This window comes from Xylanimonas protaetiae (genome assembly GCF_004135385.1).
Classification (GTDB): Bacteria; Actinomycetota; Actinomycetes; order Actinomycetales; family Cellulomonadaceae; genus Xylanimonas; species Xylanimonas protaetiae.
Genome location: NZ_CP035493.1, coordinates 246,627 through 265,947, shown reverse-complemented (window position 1 = coordinate 265,947; position 19,321 = coordinate 246,627). Strand labels below are relative to the sequence as shown.

The window sequence follows — 19,321 nt, the reverse complement described above, 5'->3', positions numbered from 1 at the left end:
GGCGTCGCACAGGTGACGAAAACTTGGCCCAAACTGCTCTCAACCATTCCGTGACCACCTATGACCGCAGGTCAGAGGGCTATGCAGATCGGCTCACGGAAGGCAACTACAGCGCGGTCCCCAGCTCGTGCGAGAGGTCCTCGAGCTCGCTGCCGCCGGCCATGAGCGCCGTGAGCTCCGCGGCCGTCACGTCGCCCTTGAGCCAGCTGCCGATGCTGCGCCCGCGGCGCAGCACCAGGAACCGGTCGCCCACGAGGTAGGCGTGGTGCGGGTTGTGCGTGATGAAGACGACGCCGAGCCCGCGGTCGCGCGCGGCGGCGACGTAGCGCAGCACCACGCCGGACTGCTTGACGCCCAGCGCCGCGGTCGGCTCGTCGAGGATGAGCACCTTCGCACCGAAGTGCACCGCCCGCGCGATGGCCACGCACTGCCGCTCGCCGCCCGACAGCGTGCCGATGGGCTGCTCGACGTCGCGCAGGTCGATGCCCATGCTCGCGAGGTCGTCGCGCGTGACCCGCTTCATCTCGCGCACGTCGAGGCGCCGCAGCGGCCCCGTGCCCTTCGTCAGCTCCGAGCCGAGGAAGAAGTTGCGCCACACGGGCATCATCGGCACCACGGCGAGGTTCTGATACACCGTCGCGATGCCCCGGTCGAGGGCGTCCTTGGGCCGCTGGAACGTCACGGCCTCGCCCTCGACGAGCAGCTCGCCGGAGTCGTGCGGCTGCGCGCCCGCGAGGATCTTGATGAGCGTCGACTTGCCGGCGCCGTTGTCGCCGAGGATGCACGTGACCGCCCCGGCGTCGACCCGCGTCGACACGTCATCGAGCGCGACGACGTTGCCGTAGCGCCGGCCCAGCCCGCGGGCCTCGATGAGCGCCGTCACCGCAGGCCCTCGGCGCGCTCGCGGATGTAGTTGTTGAGCAGCACGGCGAGCAGCAGCATCACGCCCAGGAACGCCTTGAGCCAGTTGTTGTCCCACCCGGCGTACACGATGCCGAGGTTCGCCATGCCGTAGATGAGCGCGCCGAGCGCCGGCCCGATGGCGGACCCGACGCCGCCCGTCATGACGCACCCGCCCACGACGGCGCAGATGATGTAGACGAGCTCCTGCCCGATGCCGGACGAGCTCTGCGCGGTGCCGAACCGGAACAGCGCGACCTGCCCCACGAACCACCCGCAGAACGCCGTCGCCATGAACAGCGCCACCTTGGTGCGCTTGACGGGCACGCCCACCTCGCGCGCCGGCTCGAACGCCCCGCCGACGGCGAAGATCCAGTTCCCGTACCGCGTGCGCGTGAGCACCCACGTCCCGAGCGCGACGACGAGCAGCCACCACCACACGGCCGCCTGGACCTGCATCCCGCCGATGGCCGTGCGCGACGCGAGCACCCACTGCACCGACCGGAAGCCGGGCACCTGGTTCATGCCCTGGATCGACACCTGCCCGATGATCGCCTTGAGCAGGGCGAGGTTGATGCCCTGGAGCACGAAGAACGTGCCGAGCGTGACGATGAAGCTGGGCAGCCGCGTGCGCGTGACGAGCAGCCCGTTGAGCGTCCCGACGGCGACGCACATCACCGCGGAGATCGCCATCGACAGCCACACGTCCACGCCGTAGTGCGTGGTCAGCACGCCGGTGACGAGGCCCGAGAACCCGACCATGACCCCGGCGGACAGGTCGAACTCGCCGGCCGTCATGAGCAGCCCGACGGGCACGGCCATGATGCCGATGGTCGCGGCCGACTCCAGCCACGTCGCGGCTCCCGCCGGGGACGCGAAGGTGGTGGTGGTCAGGGAGAAGAAGACGAAGATGACCAGGGCGGCGACGCCCGCGCTCACGGCCGGGCGGCGCAGCAGCCGGGTCAGGGGCGAGGTCGGCGCGAGCCGCTCGTCGTGGACGGCCTCGCTCATCGCGTCCCCCGCTCGGCGTAGGTGAGCACCTGCTGGGCGTTGTCCTTGGTGACGAACGCCGGCCCGGAGTAGACGGGCTGCCCGCCGCCGACGTCGTTCCCGTTGAGCGCGTGCAGGTACAGGGTGGTGACGCCCAGGTACCCCTGCACGAACGGCTGCTGGTCGATGGCAAAGCTGATCTGTCCGGCGAGGATCGCCTTGAGCACGTCGGTGGACAGGTCGAACGTGGCGATCGTCGCGTCGCTGTGCGCCTCGCGCGCCGCCTGCACGGCCTGCACGGCCACGGCGCCCTGGAGCGTGAGGACGGCGTCGATGGTCGGGTCCTGCTGGAGGCTCGCCGTGATGGTGCTCGCCACCGCCGTGGGGTTCCCGACGTCGACCTGGACGTTGCGCATCCGGCCGCCCATCGCCTGCGCGGCCGCGCTGCACCGCTGCTCCAGCCCGACGTTGCCCGCCTCGTGGATGACGCAGATGGCGTTCGTCGCGCCCTCGTCGCGCAGGCGGCCTGCCCGGCGATGGACTCGCTCTGGCCGATGTGCGTGATCGCGCCGAAGCGCTGCCAGTCGTCGAGCCCGGAGTTGATGCTCACCACGGGGATCCCGGCCGCGACCGCCTGCCGCACGCTCGTCTCGAGCCCGTCGGGGTTCGCCATCGAGACGACGATGCCGTCGACGTGCGAGGCCACCGCCTGGTCGACGAGCAGCGACTGCTGCCCGGGGTCGGGCGACGACGAGTACTGCACGGTCACGCCGTAGTCCGCCGCCGCCTGCCGCGCCCCCGACTGCACGCGGTCCCAGAATTCGTCGCCCGATCCGGCGTGCGTGATGACGGCGAAGGTCAGGTTCTCGACGTCGCGGGCCTGGCCCGTGGCGACGACGCCCGGCGCCGTCGCGTCCGGCAGGCTGCACGCGCTGAGGAGCGCGAGCGGGAGGGCGACGGCGAGCGCGACGAGACCACGCGCCCTCGGTCGCGTGCGATGCATCCCTCGACGGTAGCCGGAACGCCCGAGGACCGCCCCAGCACGTGGCGGTGCACGCCTGTCGCGCCGGAGGCCCTCCGGCGAAGCGAGACGGCCCGTGACCTGGGATGCAGGTCACGGGCCGTCAAGAGAAGTGCGCCTGAAGGGACTCGAACCCCCGACCTTCTGCTCCGGAGGCAGACGCTCTATCCACTGAGCTACAGGCGCGGAGCCGCCCTGACGGGCAGCGGGCACGAGACTACCAGCCCCGCCGCCTGCGTCGGGCATCGACCCCCGCGGGCGCGGTCACCCCGGCAGTTCGTCGTCAGACCGTGCGCCCGGGTGCACGGTCTGACGACGAACTGCCGGGCAGAAGTCACCTCCTCGCGCCCACGTAGAATCGGCCCGTGACCCCCGACGAGCTCTCCGGAGCGCTCAGCGCCGCCCTCGCCTCGGCTGTTGCCGACGGCACCCTCGCCCTCGACCCCGCCGCCGTCCCGGCGTCGGTGCACGTGGAGCGACCGCGGCAGCGCGAGCACGGCGACTGGGCCACCAACGTCGCGCTCCAGCTCGCGAAGAAGGCGGGCACCAACCCGCGCGCGCTCGCGGAGCTGCTCGCGGCCCGCCTCGCGGCCGTCGCAGGCATCAAGCAGGTCGACATCGCCGGCCCCGGCTTCCTCAACATCACGCTCGACGCCGCCGCCGCGGGCGAGCTCGCCCGCTCGATCGTCGAGGCGGGCGAGGCCTACGGCCACAACCAGGCCGAGGCCGGCAAGCACATCAACCTCGAGTTCGTCTCCGCGAACCCGACGGGCCCGATCCACATCGGCGGCGTCCGCTGGGCCGCCGTCGGCGACTCGCTGGCCCGCGTGCTCGAGGCGTCGGGCGCCCAGGTGACGCGCGAGTACTACTTCAACGACCACGGCACGCAGATCGACCGCTTCGCGCGCTCGCTGCTCGCCGCGGCCCGCGGCGAGGCCGCTCCCGAGGACGGCTACGGCGGCGCCTACATCCAGGAGATCGCCGACGCCGTCACGGCCGCCGCGGTCGCCGACGGCGAGCCCGCGCCGGCCACGCTGACCGACGACGCCGCGGCCCAGGAGGCCCTGCGCGCCCGCGGCGTCGAGATGATGTTCGGCGAGATCAAGAAGTCGCTCCACGAGTTCGGCGTCGACTTCGACGTCTACTTCCACGAGGACTCGCTGCACGAGTCCGGCGCCGTCGCCCACGCCGTGGAGCGCCTGCGCAAGGAGGGCCACGTCTTCGAGGCCGACGGCGCCACCTGGCTGCGCACCACCGACTTCGGCGACGACAAGGACCGCGTCGTCATCAAGTCCGACGGCGACGCCGCTTACATCGCGGGCGACATCGCCTACTACCTCGACAAGCGCGAGCGCGGCGCCGACGAGGTCATCATCATGCTGGGCGCCGACCACCACGGGTACATCGGCCGCATGATGGCCGTCTGCGCCGCGTTCGGCGACGAGCCGCACAAGAACCTGCAGATCCTCATCGGCCAGCTCGTCAACCTGGTCAAGGACGGCCAACCGGTCCGCATGTCCAAGCGTGCGGGCAACGTCATCACGATCGACGACCTGGTCGACGCCGTCGGCGTGGACGCGGCCCGCTACTCGCTGGCCCGCTTCGCCGCGGACTCCACGATCGACCTGGACCTCGACCTGCTGGCCAGCCAGAAGAACGAGAACCCCGTCTACTACGTGCAGTACGCGCACTCGCGCACGGCCGCCGTGGACCGCAACGCCGCCGACCGCGGCGTGGTGCGTGCGGACGGCTTCGCGCCGGCGCTGCTCGACCACCCCAGCGAGGCCGTCGTGCTCGGCCGCCTGGCCGAGTTCCCGCGCATCGTCGCCGAGGCCGCCGCCCTGCGCGAGCCGCACCGCGTCGCGCGCTACCTGGAGGCGCTCGCGGGCGACTACCACTCCTGGTACCAGGCCAAGGACGAGTCGGGCGCCCAGCGCCGCGTCCTGCCGTACCCGGACGAGGCCGTCACGGACACGCACCGGACGCGCCTGTGGCTCAACGACGCCGTCCGCCAGGTGCTCGCCAACGGCCTCGGCCTGCTCGGCGTGTCCGCGCCGGAGCGCATGTGAGCGGCCAGCCCGTGGCCAGCCCGTCCGGCACGCCCTGGCCACGCTCTGCCGTGCGCGACGACGACGCCGGTGCGCTCGTCGTCGCGGGCGTCCCGGCGCCGCGCGTCGCGGCCGAGCACGGCACGCCCGCCTACGTGCTCGACGAGGGCGAGTTCCGCGCCCGCGCCCGCACCTACGTGGACGCCTTCGGCCGGGCCTTCGAGGCCGTCGGCACCGGCGTCGACGTCTACTACGCGGGCAAGGCCCTGCTGACCAAGGCGGTCGCGCGCTGGGCGCGCGAGGAGGGCCTGCGCGTCGACACGGCGTCGGGCGGCGAGCTCGCCATCGCGCTCGCGGCGGGTGTGCCCGGCGCCGAGCTGGGCCTGCACGGCAACAACAAGTCCGACGCCGAGCTGGCGGCCGCGCTCGACGCGGGCGTGGGCCGCATCATCGTCGACTCGTTCGGCGAGATCGACCGTCTCGCGGACCTCGCCGCGGCCCGCGGCGTCGTCGCCCCCGTCATGGTCCGCGTGACCACGGGCGTGCACGCGGGCGGCCACGAGTACATCTCGACGGCGCACGAGGACCAGAAGTTCGGCCTGTCGGTCAACGCCGGGCCCGAGGGCGGCGACTCGCCCGCCGTGCTCGCGCTGCTGCGCATCCTGGAGCGGCCCTCGCTGCGGCTCCTGGGCATCCACTCGCACATCGGCTCGCAGATCCTCGACGCCGCCGGCTTCGCGGAGGCCGCCCGCACGGTGCTGCGCCTGCGCGCGCACCTGGGCATCCGCACGGGCGTGCTGGTCGACGAGGTCGACCTGGGCGGCGGCTATGGCATCGCCTACCTGCCGCAGGACACCGAGCTGGACCCGTCCCAGGTCGCGCGCGAGATCGCCGAGGCGGTCGCGGAGGCGTGTGCCGAGCTCGGCACGCCCCTGCCGCGGATCTCGATCGAACCCGGCCGCGCGATCGTCGGCCCGGCCGGCATCACGGTCTACACGGTGGGCACGGTCAAGCCCGTCCTCGTGACGGCCGACGACGGCTCGACCTTCACGCGCCTCTACGTCTCCGTCGACGGCGGCATGAGCGACAACATCCGCACCGCCCTGTACGGGGCGGCGTACCACGCGGAGATCGCGAACCGCCGCTCGGACGCCCCGCTCGCGCTCGTGCGCGTCGTGGGCAAGCACTGCGAGTCGGGCGACATCGTGGTCGACGAGGTGCTGCTGCCCGGCGACGTGCGCCCGGGCGACCTGCTCGCGGTCGCCGCGACGGGCGCCTACGGCCGCTCGATGGCGTCCAACTACAACCTGCTCACGCGCCCCCCGGTCATCGGGGTGCACGAGGGCGCCACGCGCGTCCTCGTGCGCCGCGAGACGGTGGAGGACCTGCTGGCCCTCGACGTCGGCTGATCACAGGTCCCCGAGGTCGCCGGGTCGGTGGTTGTGTTCCGGGTCGGTGGACGTATCCGCCGACCCGAAGCGGAGCCGCCGACCCGAAGCGGATCCGCCGACCCGAAGCGGAACCGCCGGCCCGCGCCTGCCGCCCGGTGACCGGGTGCCGGACGGCGCCCGTCCCGGTCCGCGGGACGCCCTATCCTTGCCCCGACATCCCCGTCGACCCGGAGGTGCTCCGTGCCCGAGACGTCCAGCCCGGCCCCTGTGCGCGTCGCACTGCTCGGTTGTGGGGTGGTGGGCAGCCAGGTGGCGCTCGGCATCGTCACGAACCCGATCGACCTCGCGGCGCGCGTCGGCGCCCCGGTCGAGCTGGTCGGCATCGCCGTCCGCTCGGTCGACCAGGAGCTCGACGCGCGCATCCCGCGCGCGCTGCTCACCACGGACCCGGTCGAGCTCGCCGGCCGCGCCGACATCGTCGTCGAGGTCATGGGCGGCATCGAGCCGGCCCGCACGGCGATCCTGCGCGCGCTCAGGTCCGGCGCCGCCGTCGTCACCGCGAACAAGGCGCTCCTGGCCCAGCACGGCCCCGAGCTCTTCGAGGCCGCCGACGCCGCGGGCGTCGACCTCTCCTACGAGGCCGCCGTCGCCGGGGCGATCCCGATCATCCGGCCGATCCGCGAGTCGCTCGCGGGCGACCACGTGCGCCGCATCCTCGGCATCGTCAACGGCACCACGAACTTCGTGCTCGACAAGATGGCGAGCGAGGGCCTCGAGCTCGAGCAGGCCGTCAAGGAGGCCCAGGCGCTCGGCTTCGCCGAGGCCGACCCGACGGCCGACGTCGAGGGCTACGACGCCGCCGCGAAGGCGGCCATCCTGGCGAGCCTCGCGTTCCACACGCGCGTCTCCCTCAAGGACGTCGCCCGCGAGGGCATCAGCGGCGTGACCGCCGCCGACGTCGAGTGGGCCAAGAAGACCGGCTACGTCATCAAGCTGCTCGCGGTCGCCGAGGTGCTCGGCAAGGTCGACGACGGCGAGATCTCGGTGCGCGTCCACCCGGCGCTCGTGCCGGACACGCACCCGCTGGCCAGCGTGCGCGGCGCGTTCAACGCCGTCTTCGTCGAGGCCGACGCCGCGGGCGACCTCATGTTCTACGGCCAGGGTGCCGGCGGCCGCCCCACGTCGTCGGCGGTGCTGGGCGACGTCGTCTCGGCCGCGCGCCGCCGTCTCACGGGCGGCAAGGGCCTGCGCGAGTCGAAGGACCAGCGCTTCCCGGTGCTGCCGCCCGAGGCCGCGATCACGCGCTACCAGGTGCGCCTCGCGGTCGCCGACCGGCCGGGCGTGCTCGCGCAGGTCGCGGGCGTGCTGGCCGACCACGGCGTCTCGATCGACACGGTCCGCCAGGCGTCGTCCCACACCGAGGACGAGTCCGGCGCCGCGACCCTCATCATCACCACCCACGCGGCGCGCGAGGCGTCGCTGGCCACGACGGTGGACGCCGTCGCGGCGCTGGAGTCCGTGCGGAAGATCATCTCCGTGCTGCGAGTCGAAGGAGCCTGAGTTGGCACATCAGTGGCAGGGCGTCATCCGCGAGTACGCCGACCGGCTGCCCGCCCACGTGCAGCAGACGATCGTCACGCTGGGGGAGGGCGGCACGCCGCTCGTCGCCGCGCCGGCGCTGTCGGCCCGCACGGGCGCCGACGTGTGGGTCAAGGTCGAGGGCATGAACCCGACCGGCTCCTTCAAGGACCGCGGCATGACGACGGCCATCTCGGCCGCCGCGGGCCGCGGCGCGAAGGCTGTCGTGTGCGCCTCGACGGGCAACACGTCCGCGTCGGCCGCCGCGTACGCGACGCGTGCGGGGATGACCTGCGCGGTGCTCGTGCCGGACGGCAAGATCGCCATGGGCAAGCTCTCGCAGGCCATCGCGCACGGCGCCCTGCTGCTCCAGGTGGACGGCAACTTCGACGACTGCCTCATCGCTGCCCGCAAGCTCGCCGAGGCGTACCCGGTCGAGCTCGTGAACTCGGTCAACCCCGACCGCATCGAGGGCCAGAAGACGGCCGCTTTCGAGATCGTCGACGCGCTCGGCGACGCCCCCGACATCCACGCGCTGCCGGTCGGCAACGCGGGCAACATCACCGCGTACCGCAAGGGCTTCGTGGAGTACGCCGCGGACGGCCCGGCGAGCAAGGCCCCGGTCATGTGGGGCTTCCAGGCCGCGGGCGCCGCGCCGCTCGTCAAGGGCTACCCGATCGACGAGCCCGAGACCATCGCCACCGCGATCCGCATCGGCAAGCCGGCGTCCTGGGACCAGGCCGTCGCGGCGCGCGACGAGTCCGGCGGCGTCATCGAGGCCGTCACGGACGAGGAGATCCTCGCCGCGCACCGCATCCTGTCGGCCGAGGTCGGCGTCTTCGTCGAGCCGGCGTCCGCCGCGGGCGTCGCGGGCATCCTCAAGCGGGCCGCCGCGGGTCTCGTCCCGGCCGGGTCGCGCATCGTCGTCACCGTCACGGGCCACGGCCTGAAGGACCCGTCCTGGGCGCTGCGCACGCCCGACGGCGGCGAGGTCACCCCGACGCGCGTGTCCGCCGACGTCGTGAGCATCGCCGACGCGCTGGGTCTGGAGTAACGGGTGCAGCTCGGAGCCGACCACGTCATCGTCCGCGTCCCGGCCACCAGCGCCAACCTGGGCCCGGGCTTCGACGCGCTCGGCCTCGCGCTGTCCCTCCACGACGAGCTCGAGGTGCGCCTCGTGGCGTCCGACGACGTCGTCGTCGACGTGCACGGGGAGGGCGCGGGGCAGGTGCCCACGAACGAGGACCACCTCGTGGTGCGCGCGCTGCGGCACACGCTCGACCTGCTGGGCGCGCCCCAGACCGGGCTGCGCATGACCTGCGCGAACGCCATCCCGCACGGGCGCGGCCTGGGGTCGTCGGCGGCCGCCGTCGTCGCGGGCGTCGTCGCGGCGCGGGCGCTGCTCGCCGACCCGCGCTCGCTGGACTCGCGCGCGGTGCTCTCCATCGCGACCGAGTTCGAGGGCCACCCCGACAACGCCGCCCCGGCCATCCTGGGCGGCGCCACGGCCGCCTGGTCCGACGACGACGGGCCGCGGGCCGTCGGCCTCGAGGTCGACCCGTCGATCGTCGCGACCGTGCTGGTCCCCGACGCGCGCCTGGCCACGTCGCGGGCCCGCGCGGTGCTGCCGGCGACCGTGCCGCACGCCGACGCCGCGTTCAACGCCGGCCGCTCGGCGCTGCTGGTCGAGGCGCTCGCACGCCGCCCCGAGCTGCTGCTCGACGCCACCGAGGACCGCCTGCACCAGAGCTACCGGGCGGGCGTCATGGCGGCGTCGGCGGAGCTGCTGCGCGCGCTGCGCGCCGAGGGGTTCGCCGCGACGATCTCCGGCGCGGGCCCCACGGTGCTCGTGCTCACGCCGGACGACGCGGTCGCGGACCTCGACGCGACGCTCGCGGGGCTGGTCGACGGCGTCGCGGGCTGGCGTGCGCTGCGGCCGGGCGTCGACCCGCACGGTGCGCGGGCGCGCCGCGTCACGGCGTCGTCCTGAGGCATCACCTCGGGTGTTAGCATAGGGGGAGCCTTCAGGCATCGGCCGACTCCATCAGCGACTCGGGCCGACCTCGGAGCCATCCCCACCGAACCGCGCGGTTCCAGTATTTCTTTCGTCTTGTCCCGTGCGCGGACGAACCGGTGCCGAGGGAGAAGGCCGACGAACCCCCGCAGTGACGTCGACGTACCGCTGAGGTGAGGTTCACGGGCCTGGCGACACCGCCGGGCCCCCGCGAACGAGGGGGAAGGGTCCTTCGTGACTGACACCACCGAAACCCGGGGCACCGGGTCCCTGAGCTCGATGAAGCTCGCCGAGCTCCAGGCTGTGGCCTCCCAGATGGGGGTCAAGGGAACGTCCAAGATGCGCAAGGGTGACCTCGTCGAGGCCATCCGCGGCGCGCGCAGCGGCGGCAGCGCCGCCTCGGCGCCGGTCGCCGCGGCGCAGTCCGCTGCGCCGGTCGTGCGCTCCGACGCTCCCGAGGCAGCCCCGGCCGCGGGTGCGCAGCGGCGGTCGCGCCGCGCGACCCGCCCCGCGGGCGCCGAGGGCGGCGACCAGGCCGCCCGCACCGAGCAGCCGGCCCGTACCGAGCAGCCGGCCCGCGCCGAGCGCGCCGAGCCGGCGTCCCGTGACGAGCAGCCGGCCCGTGCGGAGCAGGCGCAGCGTGCGGAGCAGGCGCAGCGCGCGGAGCGCGCGTCCCAGCCCGCCGACGCCGACCGCGCCGCGCGCCTCGAGGCGCTCGCCGACGCGGTCGCCGCGCCGCGCCAGCGCCGCCAGGGCCAGGGCAACCAGCAGAACCAGGGCAACCAGCAGGGCCAGCGCCAGCAGCACGACGGCGAGGGCCAGCGCCCCGAGGGCGGCCAGCAGCGCCAGGGCGGCCAGCAGGGCCAGCAGCAGCGCCAGCAGAACCAGGGCAACCGCCAGGACGACTTCGGCGACGGGGACGGCTCGCGCCGCCGCCGGGGCCGTGACCGCGGCCGGGACCGCAAGCGCGGCCGCACCGGCGGGCGCGGCGGCCAGGTCGACGTGATCGGCGGCGAGGACGTCGAGGTGCGCGAGGACGACGTCCTGCTGCCAGTGGCGGGCGTGCTCGACATCCTCGACAACTACGCGTTCATCCGCACCAGCGGCTACCTGCCGGGCCCGAACGACGTCTACGTGTCGCTCAACCAGGTCAAGCGGGCCGGGCTGCGCCGCGGCGACGCCGTCGTCGGCGCGATCCGCCAGCCGCGCGAGGGCGACCCGCAGCCGCAGGGCAACAGTGCGCGCGCCAAGTTCAACGCGCTCGTGCGCCTCGACTCGGTCAACGGCATGACGCCGGAGGAGTCGCGCCACCGCGCCGAGTTCACCAAGCTCACGCCGCTGTACCCGCAGGAGCGCCTGCGCCTCGAGAACCCCGAGGCCACCAAGCTCACGCCGCGCGTGATCGACATCGTCGCCCCGATCGGCAAGGGCCAGCGCGGCCTCATCGTCGCGCCGCCCAAGGCCGGCAAGACGATCATCATGCAGCAGATCGCGAACTCGATCACCGCGAACAACCCCGAGGTCCACCTCATGGTGGTGCTCGTGGACGAGCGGCCCGAAGAGGTCACCGACATGGAGCGGTCGGTCAAGGGCGAGGTCATCGCCTCGACGTTCGACCGCCCGGCGAGCGACCACACGATCGTCGCCGAGCTCGCCATCGAGCGCGCCAAGCGTCTCGTGGAGCTGGGTCAGGACGTCGTCGTGCTGCTCGACTCGATCACCCGTCTGGGCCGCGCCTACAACCTGGCCGCCCCGGCGTCGGGCCGCATCCTCTCCGGTGGTGTGGACGCCGCGGCGCTCTACCCGCCGAAGAAGTTCTTCGGTGCCGCCCGCAACATCGAGAACGGTGGCTCGCTGACCATCCTCGCCTCGGCGCTCGTGGAGACCGGGTCGAAGATGGACGAGGTCATCTTCGAGGAGTTCAAGGGCACCGGAAACATGGAGCTGCGCCTGTCCCGCAACCTCGCGGACAAGCGCATCTTCCCGGCCGTGGACGTCAACGCCTCGGGCACGCGCCGCGAGGAGATCCTCATGGGCCGCGACGAGCTCCAGATCGTCTACAAGCTGCGCCGCCTGCTCGGCGCGCTCGACACGCAGCAGTCGATCGAGCTGCTGCTCGGCCAGCTGAAGAAGACGAAGACGAACGTCGAGTTCCTGCTCCACGTCCAGAAGACGACGCCGGGCAGCCTCCAGGACGAGAACGCCGGCGAGACCATCTGATCCCGCCCGCGGACGCGGAAGGCCGCAGCACCCCCGGGGTGCTGCGGCCTTCGTCGTCGGGCGGGACTGGCGTCAGTCGTCGATCCCGAGCAGCCGCCGGCACGTGGCCCCCACCTGGTCCCACTGCCACCCCGCGTGCACCCACGCGCGCCCGCGCTCGCCCATGGCCGCGGCGCGCTCCGGGTCCTGGAGCAGCTCGACGACGCGGGCCGCAATCTCGGCCGGGTCGGTCGGGTCGACGACGTAGCCGCTGACGCCGTCCTGCGTCGCCTCGGGCGCCCCGCCGCTGCGGCCCACGATGACGGGCTTCTCGCACGCCGCCGCCTCGAGGAACACGATCCCCAGGCCCTCGGGCTCCAGCCCCAGCAGCCGCGACCGCGACGGCATCGCGAACACCGTCGCGGCGTCCATGAACCCGGGCATGCGGTCCCACGGCACGGAGCCCACGAACGTCACGGCGTCCGCGACGCCGCGGCGCACCACGAGGTCCTCGAGCTTCGAGCGGTACGGGCCGTCGCCCACGATGACGAGCCGCGCGTCGGGCACCTCGCGCAGCACCGCGGGCCACGCCTCGACGAGCATGTCCTGGCCCTTGCGCTTGACGAGCCGCGCCCCGCAGACGACGACCGGCGTCGTCGGGGTGAAGCCGAGCCGCTCGCGCACCGCGGCGCCGCCGGAGCCCGGCTGGAAGTGCGTGGTGTCGACGCCGGGCGCCATGCGCGTCTGCCTCGCCCGCCCGGCGGGCGACAGTGCCTTGCCGATCTCGGCGCGCGTCCAGTCGGAGATGTCGGTGAGGACGTCGACGGCGTCGCCGACGCGGCGCAGCGCCTGCCGGGCGCCCGGCATCCGCGACCACCACACCTCGTGCCCGTGCGTGACGGCGAGGATCTTCACGGCCCCGGCGGCGCGCAGCGCCGGGGCGAGCAGCCCGAGCGGCACCGACGAGCCGACGAGCACGCGGTCGCACCCGTGCTCCCGGAACGCCGCGACGACGGCCTCGCGCACGCGGCGCGTGGGCAGGAGCGTGCCCGACCGGTCGCGGACCACGGGGTAGGGGAGCGCGGCGTCGACCTCGGCGTCGCCGGGCATCGAGGCCGTGTAGACGACGACGTCGCCCAGCCGGTCGGCGAGCGCCCGCACGAACGACTCGATGCCCCCTCGGCGCGGCGGGAAGTCGTTCGTGACGATGAGCGTCCTCGGCATGGCCGGATCCTACGGGTGCGGGCCCACGGTTTCCGACTTCGGGGCACCGTCTGGCACAATGTCCTGTCGGCTTTCCGGTTCACGGCCTGCAGTCAGCGGGACGACCCGGGGCATCATCCCAAGGAGCATCATGAAGTCGGGTATCCACCCCACGTACGTGCCCACGCAGATCACCTGCACGTGCGGCAACACCTTCGTCACCCGTACCACCGAGACCGGCGGGTCCATCTCCGTCGAGGTCTGCTCGGCCTGCCACCCGTTCTACACGGGCAAGCAGAAGATCCTCGACACCGGTGGCCGAGTGGCCCGCTTCGAGGCCCGCTACGGCAAGAAGGCCGCCAAGTAGCTTCCCTCCAGCGCCGGTGATCCCGGACCGACAACCTCTCCAGGGGCAGTCGGCGACGGATCACCGGCGCTGTTGCGTTACCCAGCACTGCTCGACCACCGCCGAAGCCGGAGTGTGACGTGTCCGATGCCTTTGCCGCCGTGCGGCCGCTGCTCGCGGAGCACGCCGAGATCGAGCGGGCGCTCGCCGACCCGGCGGTGCACGCCGACCAGGGGCGCGCGCGCACGCTGGGGCGCCGCTACGCGGAGCTGAACCAGGTGGTCGGCGCGTACCGGACCTGGGAGTCGGCCCGCGACGACGCCGCCGCCGCGGCCGAGCTGGCGGACCTCGACGACGAGCTCGCCGCCGAGCTGCCCGGCATGCAGGCCGCCGAGGCCGAGGCCGCCGAGCACCTGCGCCGCGTCCTCATCCCGCGCGACCCCGACGACGGCCGCGACGTCATCCTGGAGATCAAGGCGGGCGAGGGCGGCGAGGAGTCGGCCCTCTTCGCGGGCGACCTGCTGCGCATGTACCTGCGCTACGCGGAGCGCAAGGGCTGGTCGACGCAGGTCCTCGAGGCCACGGACACCGACCTGGGCGGCTACAAGGACGTGCAGGTGGCCATCAAGGCCCGTTCCGTCTCCGACCCGGGTGACGGCGTGTGGGCTCACCTCAAGTACGAGGGCGGCGTGCATCGCGTGCAGCGCGTCCCCGTCACGGAGACGCAGGGCCGCATCCACACGTCGGCCGCCGGCGTGCTCGTCTTCCCCGAGGTCGACGACCCCGGCGAGGTCGAGATCGACGCCAACGACCTGCGCATCGACGTCTACCGGTCGTCGGGCCCCGGCGGGCAGTCCGTCAACACGACGGACTCCGCCGTCCGCATCACGCACCTGCCCACGGGCATCGTCGTCTCGATGCAGAACGAGAAGTCGCAGCTGCAGAACAAGGAGCAGGCCATGCGCGTGCTGCGCGCCCGCCTGCTCGCGGCGCAGCAGGAGGCCGCGGCCGCGGAGGCGGCCGACCTGCGCCGCTCGCAGGTGCGCACCGTGGACCGCTCGGAGCGCATCCGCACCTACAACTTCCCGGAGAACCGCATCGCGGACCACCGCACGGGCTACAAGGCCTACAACCTGGACGCCGTGCTCGGCGGCGACCTGGAGCCCGTGGTCCGCTCGGCGATCGACGCCGACGAGGCCGCCCGGCTCGCCGCGGTCCATGAGTGACCGGCCCCGGTCGCTGACCGACGCGGCCTCCAGGACGCTGGCCGCGGCCGGGGTCCCCTCGCCGCGCGTGGACGCCGAGGTGCTGCTCGCGCACGTGCTGGGGGTCTCGCGCGGCGCCCTCGCGTCGCTGCTCGTCCTGGACCGGCCGCTGCCCGACGACGGCGCGGCCGACGCCTTCGCGGCGCTCGTCGGACGACGCGCCTCCCGGGAGCCGCTCCAGCACCTGACCGGCACTGCCCCGTTCCGGCACGTCGAGCTGGCGGTCGGCCCGGGCGTGTTCGTCCCGCGTCCCGAGACCGAGGAGGTCGCCCAGGTCGCGATCGACGAGGCGCTGAAGGTCGTCGAGGCGCGGGGCTCCGCCGTCGTCGTCGACCTCTGCACCGGGTCGGGGGCCATCGCGCTCGCCGTCGCCACCGAGGTGCCCGGCGCGCGTGTGCACGCCGTCGAGCTCGACGCCGCCGCCCACGCCTGGGCCGCGCGCAACCTCGCCGGCAGCGGCGTCGACCTGGTCCGGGGCGACGCGCGCACCGCGCTGCACGCCCTCGACGGGACCGTCGACGTCGTCGTGAGCAACCCGCCCTACGTGCCCTCGGACGCCGTGCCGCGGGACCCGGAGGTCGCCCGGCACGACCCCGCCGTCGCGCTCTACGGGCTCGGCGCCGACGGGCTCGAGGTGCCCCGCGGCGTCACCGCCGCCGCCGGACGCCTGCTGCGGCCCGGCGGGCTCTACGTCATGGAGCACGCCGAGGTGCAGGACGCCGCCGCGCGTGCCATGGTCGACGCCACCACGCTGTTCGAGACGGCGACGACACGCGACGACCTCACCGGGCGTCCGCGGATGGTCGTCGCCCGGAAGTCGTCCTCGCCCGTGGAACACTGACCCTGTGAGTTGCATCGTCGCCGCCCGCCAGGGCCTCGCACGAGTGGACCGGTGCCGCGGTGAGTAGCGCGCCCGACGTCGTCCACGACGTCACCGACCCGAACGCCTGGGGCGCCGCCATCGACGAGGCCGTCAACGCGGTCCGCCGCGGCGGCCTCGTCGTGCTCCCCACGGACACCGTCTACGGCGTCGGGGCCGAGGCGTTCGACGCGGACGCCGTCGCGGCGATCGGCACGGCCAAGGGGCGCGCCGACGGCACCCCGCCGCCCGTGCTCGTGCCCGACCTCCGCACGCTCGACGGGCTCGCCACCGACGTCTCGGCCGACGCGCGGGCGCTCGCGGCCGCGTTCTGGCCCGGTGCGCTCACGCTCGTCCTGCGCGCCCAGCCGTCCCTCCAGTGGGACCTCGGCGACAGCCGCGGCGTCGTCGCGCTGCGCGTGCCCGACCACCCGGCCGCGCTCGCCCTGCTGCGCCGCACCGGACCGCTCGCCGTGACCGGCGCGCAGCGGGCCGGGCAGCCCGCCCCGCGCGACGCCGCCGCCGCGCGCGAGCAGCTCGGCGACGCCGTCGCCGTCTACCTCGACGGCGGGGCCGTCCCCGGCGGCGGGTCCACCGTCGTCGACGCGACCGTGACGCCGCCGCGCCTCGTGCGCGCGGGCGCGATCGACCTCGCGCGCCTGCGCGAGGTCGTGCCCGCGCTGGCGGACGCCGAGGCGTCGGCCCCCGGCGCCGCACCGCCCGCCGACGTCGCCGCCGCGGCCCCCGGGCCGACCGCGTCGGCCGCCACGGAGGGCGACGGGTGAGGGTCTACATCCTCCTGATGCTCGTCGCGGCCGCCGTCACCTACCTGACGACGCCCGCGGCGCGGTGGGTCGCGCGGCGCACGCACGCCATCTCGGACGTGCGCGCCCGCGACGTCCACACGGTGCCGACGCCGCGGCTCGGCGGCCTGGCCATCATGGCGGGCATCGTCGTCGCGGTCCTCGTGGCGTCGCGCATGCCGTTCCTCGACGACGTGTTCGCCAAGAGCGACGTCTGGGGCATCGTCGGGGCCGCGCTCATCGTCGCGCTGCTCGGGTGGGCCGACGACGTGTGGGACCTCGACTGGATGACGAAGATCGCCGGGCAGATCCTCGCCGGCGGCTTCATGGCGGCCATGCAGGTGCAGCTCGTCACCTGGCCCATCCCGGGGCAGCTGACCATCCCCGGGTCGCGGCTGTCGCTCATCGTCACCATCGTCGTGGTGGTCGCCACGATGAACGCCGTGAACTTCGTCGACGGGCTCGACGGGCTCGCCGCGGGCGTCATCGCCATCGGCGGCACGGCGTTCTTCCTGTACACGTACGGCCTGACGCAGCAGGCGACCCCGCTGGACTACTCCTCGCTCGCCTCGCTCATGGTGGCCGTGCTGGTGGGTGCCTGCCTGGGCTTCCTGCCGCACAACTTCTACCCGTCGCACATCTTCATGGGCGACTCCGGGTCGATGGTGCTGGGCCTCGTGCTCGCCGGCGCGACGATCTCCGTGACGGGCCAGTCCGGCGTCGACCTGACGAGCGGCCCCCAGGCCGTGCCCGCGTTCGTGCCGCTGCTCCTGCCGGTGGCGATCCTGCTCCTCCCGCTGCTCGACATGACGATGGCGGTCGTGCGGCGCCTCGCCAGCGGCAAGTCGCCCTTCCACCCCGACCGCATGCACCTGCACCACCGGATGCTGGCCCTGGGGCACTCCCACCGCCGCGCCGTCGTGATCCTCTACGTGTGGACCGCCGTGTTCGCGTTCGGCGGCGCCGCGCTCGTGCGCTGGGAGTGGACGGTCGTGCTGGCCGGCACCGCGGTCGCCGCCCTGGTCGCGCTCCTGCTCACGCTCGGCCCGCTGCGCACGCGCGGCCGCATCCTCGACGACGACGTCGCCACGGGCGCCGTGTCCGCCGTCGCGACGCCGCCTCCCGCAACCCCCGCCCGCCCGCCAGCCCCGAACCGAGGACGGACCCCGTGACGAACGCCCCCACCCCCACCCCGGACCCGCACGCGCCCGAGCGGCAGGTGTTCCGCAGCGCGCTGCGCGCCACGCTGCTCCTGCTGGGCGGGCTGACCGTCGTCGGCGTCGTCGTCGGGCTGCTGGTCTCCGGCACGCAGGGCGTCTGGGGCGCCGTCATCGGCGTGCTCCTCGCGGGCTTCTTCTGCGCGACGACGATCTGGTCGCTGCTGCGCACCGTCGGGTCGTCCCCGACGGCGATGGCCGGGTTCGTCATGGGCTCGTGGATGGTCAAGATCGTGGTGCTCGTCGTGGTGCTGGCCGTGCTGCGCGGGCGCGACTTCTTCGACCCGTACGTGCTGTTCGGCGTCGTCGCCGTGGGCGCGATCGGGTCGGCCGTGCTCGACTACCGGGCCGTCACCCGGGGTCGGATCCCGTACGTCCAGCCCTGACTCAGGCGCCGGGTGTACAAGGCCGGACGGCAGGTCAGAGGCGCAAAGATGCGCCGATTTTCACAAGCCGCGGGATTCCGCTCATCTCGCGCCATCTCGGCAGACGGACCACGCCACATCATCTAGTAGGCTGTGCCGCGAATCCTTGACGGCCTGGTCCGACGGCGTACCCCGCGGTGGTAGACACTGCTGCGGTCTGCTCCGGACCTCTCGATCCCCGGGAGTCCTCCTGTTCACGCCAGCGACGCCCCTGCTGCTCGCCGCCGCCGACGGCGGCGAAGGTGGCTTTCACCCGCCGTCGATCGGTGACTTCTTCCCGCCCGCGATCCTGTTCGAGGGCACGCCGTTCCAGATCGACCGCATCTGGATCATCCGCATCGTCGCGACGATCGCGCTGCTGACGGTCTTCACCCTCGCCGCGCGCCGCGCCAAGCTGGTCCCCGGCCGGTTCCAGGCGGCCGTCGAGTACCTGCTCGAGTTCGTCCGGGTCCAGGTGGCCGAGGAGATCCTGGGCAAGGCGCACGCCAAGCGCTTCCTGCCGATGCTCACCACGATCTTCTTCTCGATCCTGGCGTTCAACCTGACGTCCGTGATCCCCGGCCTGAACCTGGCCGGGTCCTCCCGCATCGGCATCCCGCTGCTGCTCGCCGTGTGGGTGTTCGTCACCTACTGGGCGGTCGGCATCCGCAAGCACGGTCTGGGCGGCTACCTCAAGGCGAACCTGTTCCCGCCGTCGATCAAGGACATGCCGTTCCTGTACGTCATCGTCACGCCGATCGAGCTGCTGCAGATCCTGGTCATCCGCCCCGCGTCGCTCACGATCCGACTCGTGGCCAACATGGTCGCCGGCCACATCATGCTCGTGCTCTGCTTCGCGGCGACCCAGTTCTTCCTGGTCGACAGCGGCGGTGCCATGAAGCCCTTCGGCGTCCTGACCTTCGCCGGCGGCATCTTCATCACGCTCTTCGAGGTGCTGGTCGCGTTCCTGCAGGCGTACATCTTCAGCCTGCTGGCCGCCGTCTACATCAACATGTCGCTCGAGGAGGAGCACTGACGCTCAGCGCCAGGCTCCCAGCGCCCGCACCACCCCACAACTGATCC

General features: G+C 73.5%; 17 protein-coding genes, 1 tRNA gene and 1 pseudogene. 13 read left to right on the top strand and 6 right to left on the bottom strand.

The features are described from left to right. Positions 1 to 106: 106 nt before the first annotated feature. The 5 genes and pseudogenes from ET471_RS01190 to ET471_RS01175 all read right to left on the bottom strand — a co-directional run bounded on the left by ET471_RS01190 (position 107) and on the right by ET471_RS01175 (position 3,097). Positions 107 to 883 carry an ATP-binding cassette domain-containing protein gene (locus ET471_RS01190; RefSeq protein ID WP_129186233.1) on the bottom strand — a complete coding sequence of 259 codons (777 nt, stop codon included), beginning with the start codon at positions 881 to 883 and terminating at the stop codon, positions 107 to 109. After that, on the bottom strand, positions 880 to 1,911 hold the full coding sequence (locus tag ET471_RS01185) for an ABC transporter permease (protein WP_129186232.1): 1,032 nt from the start codon (positions 1,909 to 1,911) through the stop codon (positions 880 to 882). The genes ET471_RS01190 and ET471_RS01185 overlap by 4 nt, the downstream gene beginning before the upstream one ends. Beyond that, entirely contained in the window at positions 1,908 to 2,318 is a 411-nt protein-coding gene (locus tag ET471_RS18735) for a substrate-binding domain-containing protein (RefSeq protein WP_280949894.1), read from the bottom strand. Before ET471_RS18735 ends, ET471_RS01185 begins: the two co-directional genes overlap by 4 nt. Positions 2,319 to 2,470: 152 nt before the next feature. Then, positions 2,471 to 2,893 (bottom strand): annotated as a pseudogene (locus ET471_RS18730) (substrate-binding domain-containing protein); the annotation flags it as partial. Positions 2,894 to 3,024: 131 nt separating this feature from the next. Beyond that, positions 3,025 to 3,097, bottom strand: a tRNA-Arg gene (locus ET471_RS01175). Positions 3,098 to 3,276: 179 nt separating this feature from the next. Here ET471_RS01175 and argS point away from each other — a divergent pair. The 6 genes from argS (at position 3,277) to rho (ending at position 12,162) form a co-directional block, all read left to right on the top strand. Continuing rightward, a complete protein-coding gene (gene argS / locus ET471_RS01170) occupies positions 3,277 to 4,980 on the top strand; it encodes an arginine--tRNA ligase (protein WP_129186231.1) in 1,704 nt (567 codons plus the stop codon). A gap of 50 nt (positions 4,981 to 5,030) precedes the next feature. Next, a complete protein-coding gene (gene lysA / locus ET471_RS01165) occupies positions 5,031 to 6,368 on the top strand; it encodes a diaminopimelate decarboxylase (RefSeq protein ID WP_242496362.1) in 1,338 nt (445 codons plus the stop codon). Positions 6,369 to 6,590: 222 nt separating this feature from the next. Then, positions 6,591 to 7,910 (top strand): homoserine dehydrogenase, encoded by a 1,320-nt coding sequence (locus ET471_RS01160; RefSeq protein ID WP_129186230.1) that lies wholly within the window; start codon positions 6,591 to 6,593, stop codon positions 7,908 to 7,910. Between the two features lies 1 nt (position 7,911). After that, a complete protein-coding gene (gene thrC / locus ET471_RS01155) occupies positions 7,912 to 8,982 on the top strand; it encodes a threonine synthase (RefSeq protein WP_129186229.1) in 1,071 nt (356 codons plus the stop codon). Between the two features lie 3 nt (positions 8,983 to 8,985). Then, the gene (gene thrB, locus ET471_RS01150) at positions 8,986 to 9,918 is read left to right on the top strand and encodes a homoserine kinase (RefSeq protein WP_129186228.1); all 933 of its coding nucleotides are present in this window, start codon (positions 8,986 to 8,988) and stop codon (positions 9,916 to 9,918) included. A gap of 258 nt (positions 9,919 to 10,176) precedes the next feature. Next, positions 10,177 to 12,162, top strand: a complete 1,986-nt coding sequence (gene rho, locus ET471_RS01145; RefSeq protein WP_129186227.1) for a transcription termination factor Rho — start codon at positions 10,177 to 10,179, stop codon at positions 12,160 to 12,162. A gap of 72 nt (positions 12,163 to 12,234) precedes the next feature. Here rho and ET471_RS01140 read toward each other — a convergent pair whose 3' ends face one another. Then, the gene (locus ET471_RS01140; RefSeq protein WP_129186226.1) at positions 12,235 to 13,365 is read right to left on the bottom strand and encodes a glycosyltransferase family 4 protein; all 1,131 of its coding nucleotides are present in this window, start codon (positions 13,363 to 13,365) and stop codon (positions 12,235 to 12,237) included. A 130-nt stretch (positions 13,366 to 13,495) separates the two neighbouring features. Between ET471_RS01140 and rpmE the strand changes: the two genes are divergently transcribed. From rpmE to atpB, 7 genes are all read left to right on the top strand, one after another. Next, positions 13,496 to 13,711 carry a 50S ribosomal protein L31 gene (gene rpmE / locus ET471_RS01135; protein ID WP_129186225.1) on the top strand — a complete coding sequence of 72 codons (216 nt, stop codon included), beginning with the start codon at positions 13,496 to 13,498 and terminating at the stop codon, positions 13,709 to 13,711. 119 nt (positions 13,712 to 13,830) lie between these two features. After that, positions 13,831 to 14,916, top strand: coding sequence for a peptide chain release factor 1 (gene prfA, locus ET471_RS01130; RefSeq protein WP_129186224.1), 1,086 nt, complete (start codon positions 13,831 to 13,833; stop codon positions 14,914 to 14,916). Then, entirely contained in the window at positions 14,909 to 15,796 is an 888-nt protein-coding gene (gene prmC, locus ET471_RS01125; protein ID WP_129186223.1) for a peptide chain release factor N(5)-glutamine methyltransferase, read from the top strand. The genes prfA and prmC overlap by 8 nt, the downstream gene beginning before the upstream one ends. Before the next feature lie 59 nt (positions 15,797 to 15,855). Further along, positions 15,856 to 16,599 (top strand): L-threonylcarbamoyladenylate synthase, encoded by a 744-nt coding sequence (locus ET471_RS01120; protein ID WP_129186222.1) that lies wholly within the window; start codon positions 15,856 to 15,858, stop codon positions 16,597 to 16,599. Continuing rightward, entirely contained in the window at positions 16,596 to 17,789 is a 1,194-nt protein-coding gene (locus ET471_RS01115; RefSeq protein ID WP_129186221.1) for a glycosyltransferase family 4 protein, read from the top strand. The genes ET471_RS01120 and ET471_RS01115 overlap by 4 nt, the downstream gene beginning before the upstream one ends. Beyond that, positions 17,786 to 18,220, top strand: coding sequence for a Cg1360 family ATP-synthase-associated protein (locus tag ET471_RS01110; protein WP_129186220.1), 435 nt, complete (start codon positions 17,786 to 17,788; stop codon positions 18,218 to 18,220). The genes ET471_RS01115 and ET471_RS01110 overlap by 4 nt, the downstream gene beginning before the upstream one ends. 145 nt (positions 18,221 to 18,365) lie before the next feature. Next, entirely contained in the window at positions 18,366 to 19,274 is a 909-nt protein-coding gene (gene atpB, locus ET471_RS01105) for a F0F1 ATP synthase subunit A (RefSeq protein WP_342586059.1), read from the top strand. The last annotated feature ends 47 nt before the right edge of the window (positions 19,275 to 19,321 follow it).

Bases quoted from the DNA above. Each gene is read 5' to 3' on its own strand.
- ET471_RS01185 (WP_129186232.1), bottom strand. From the start codon at position 1,911: ATGAGCGAGGCCGTCCACGACGAGCGGCTCGCGCCGACCTCGCCCCTG.
- ET471_RS18735 (WP_280949894.1), bottom strand. From the start codon at position 2,318: ATGGGCGGCCGGATGCGCAACGTCCAGGTCGACGTCGGGAACCCCACG.
- ET471_RS01140 (WP_129186226.1), bottom strand. From the start codon at position 13,365: ATGCCGAGGACGCTCATCGTCACGAACGACTTCCCGCCGCGCCGAGGG.
- rpmE (WP_129186225.1), top strand. From the start codon at position 13,496: ATGAAGTCGGGTATCCACCCCACGTACGTGCCCACGCAGATCACCTGC.
- prmC (WP_129186223.1), top strand. From the start codon at position 14,909: ATGAGTGACCGGCCCCGGTCGCTGACCGACGCGGCCTCCAGGACGCTG.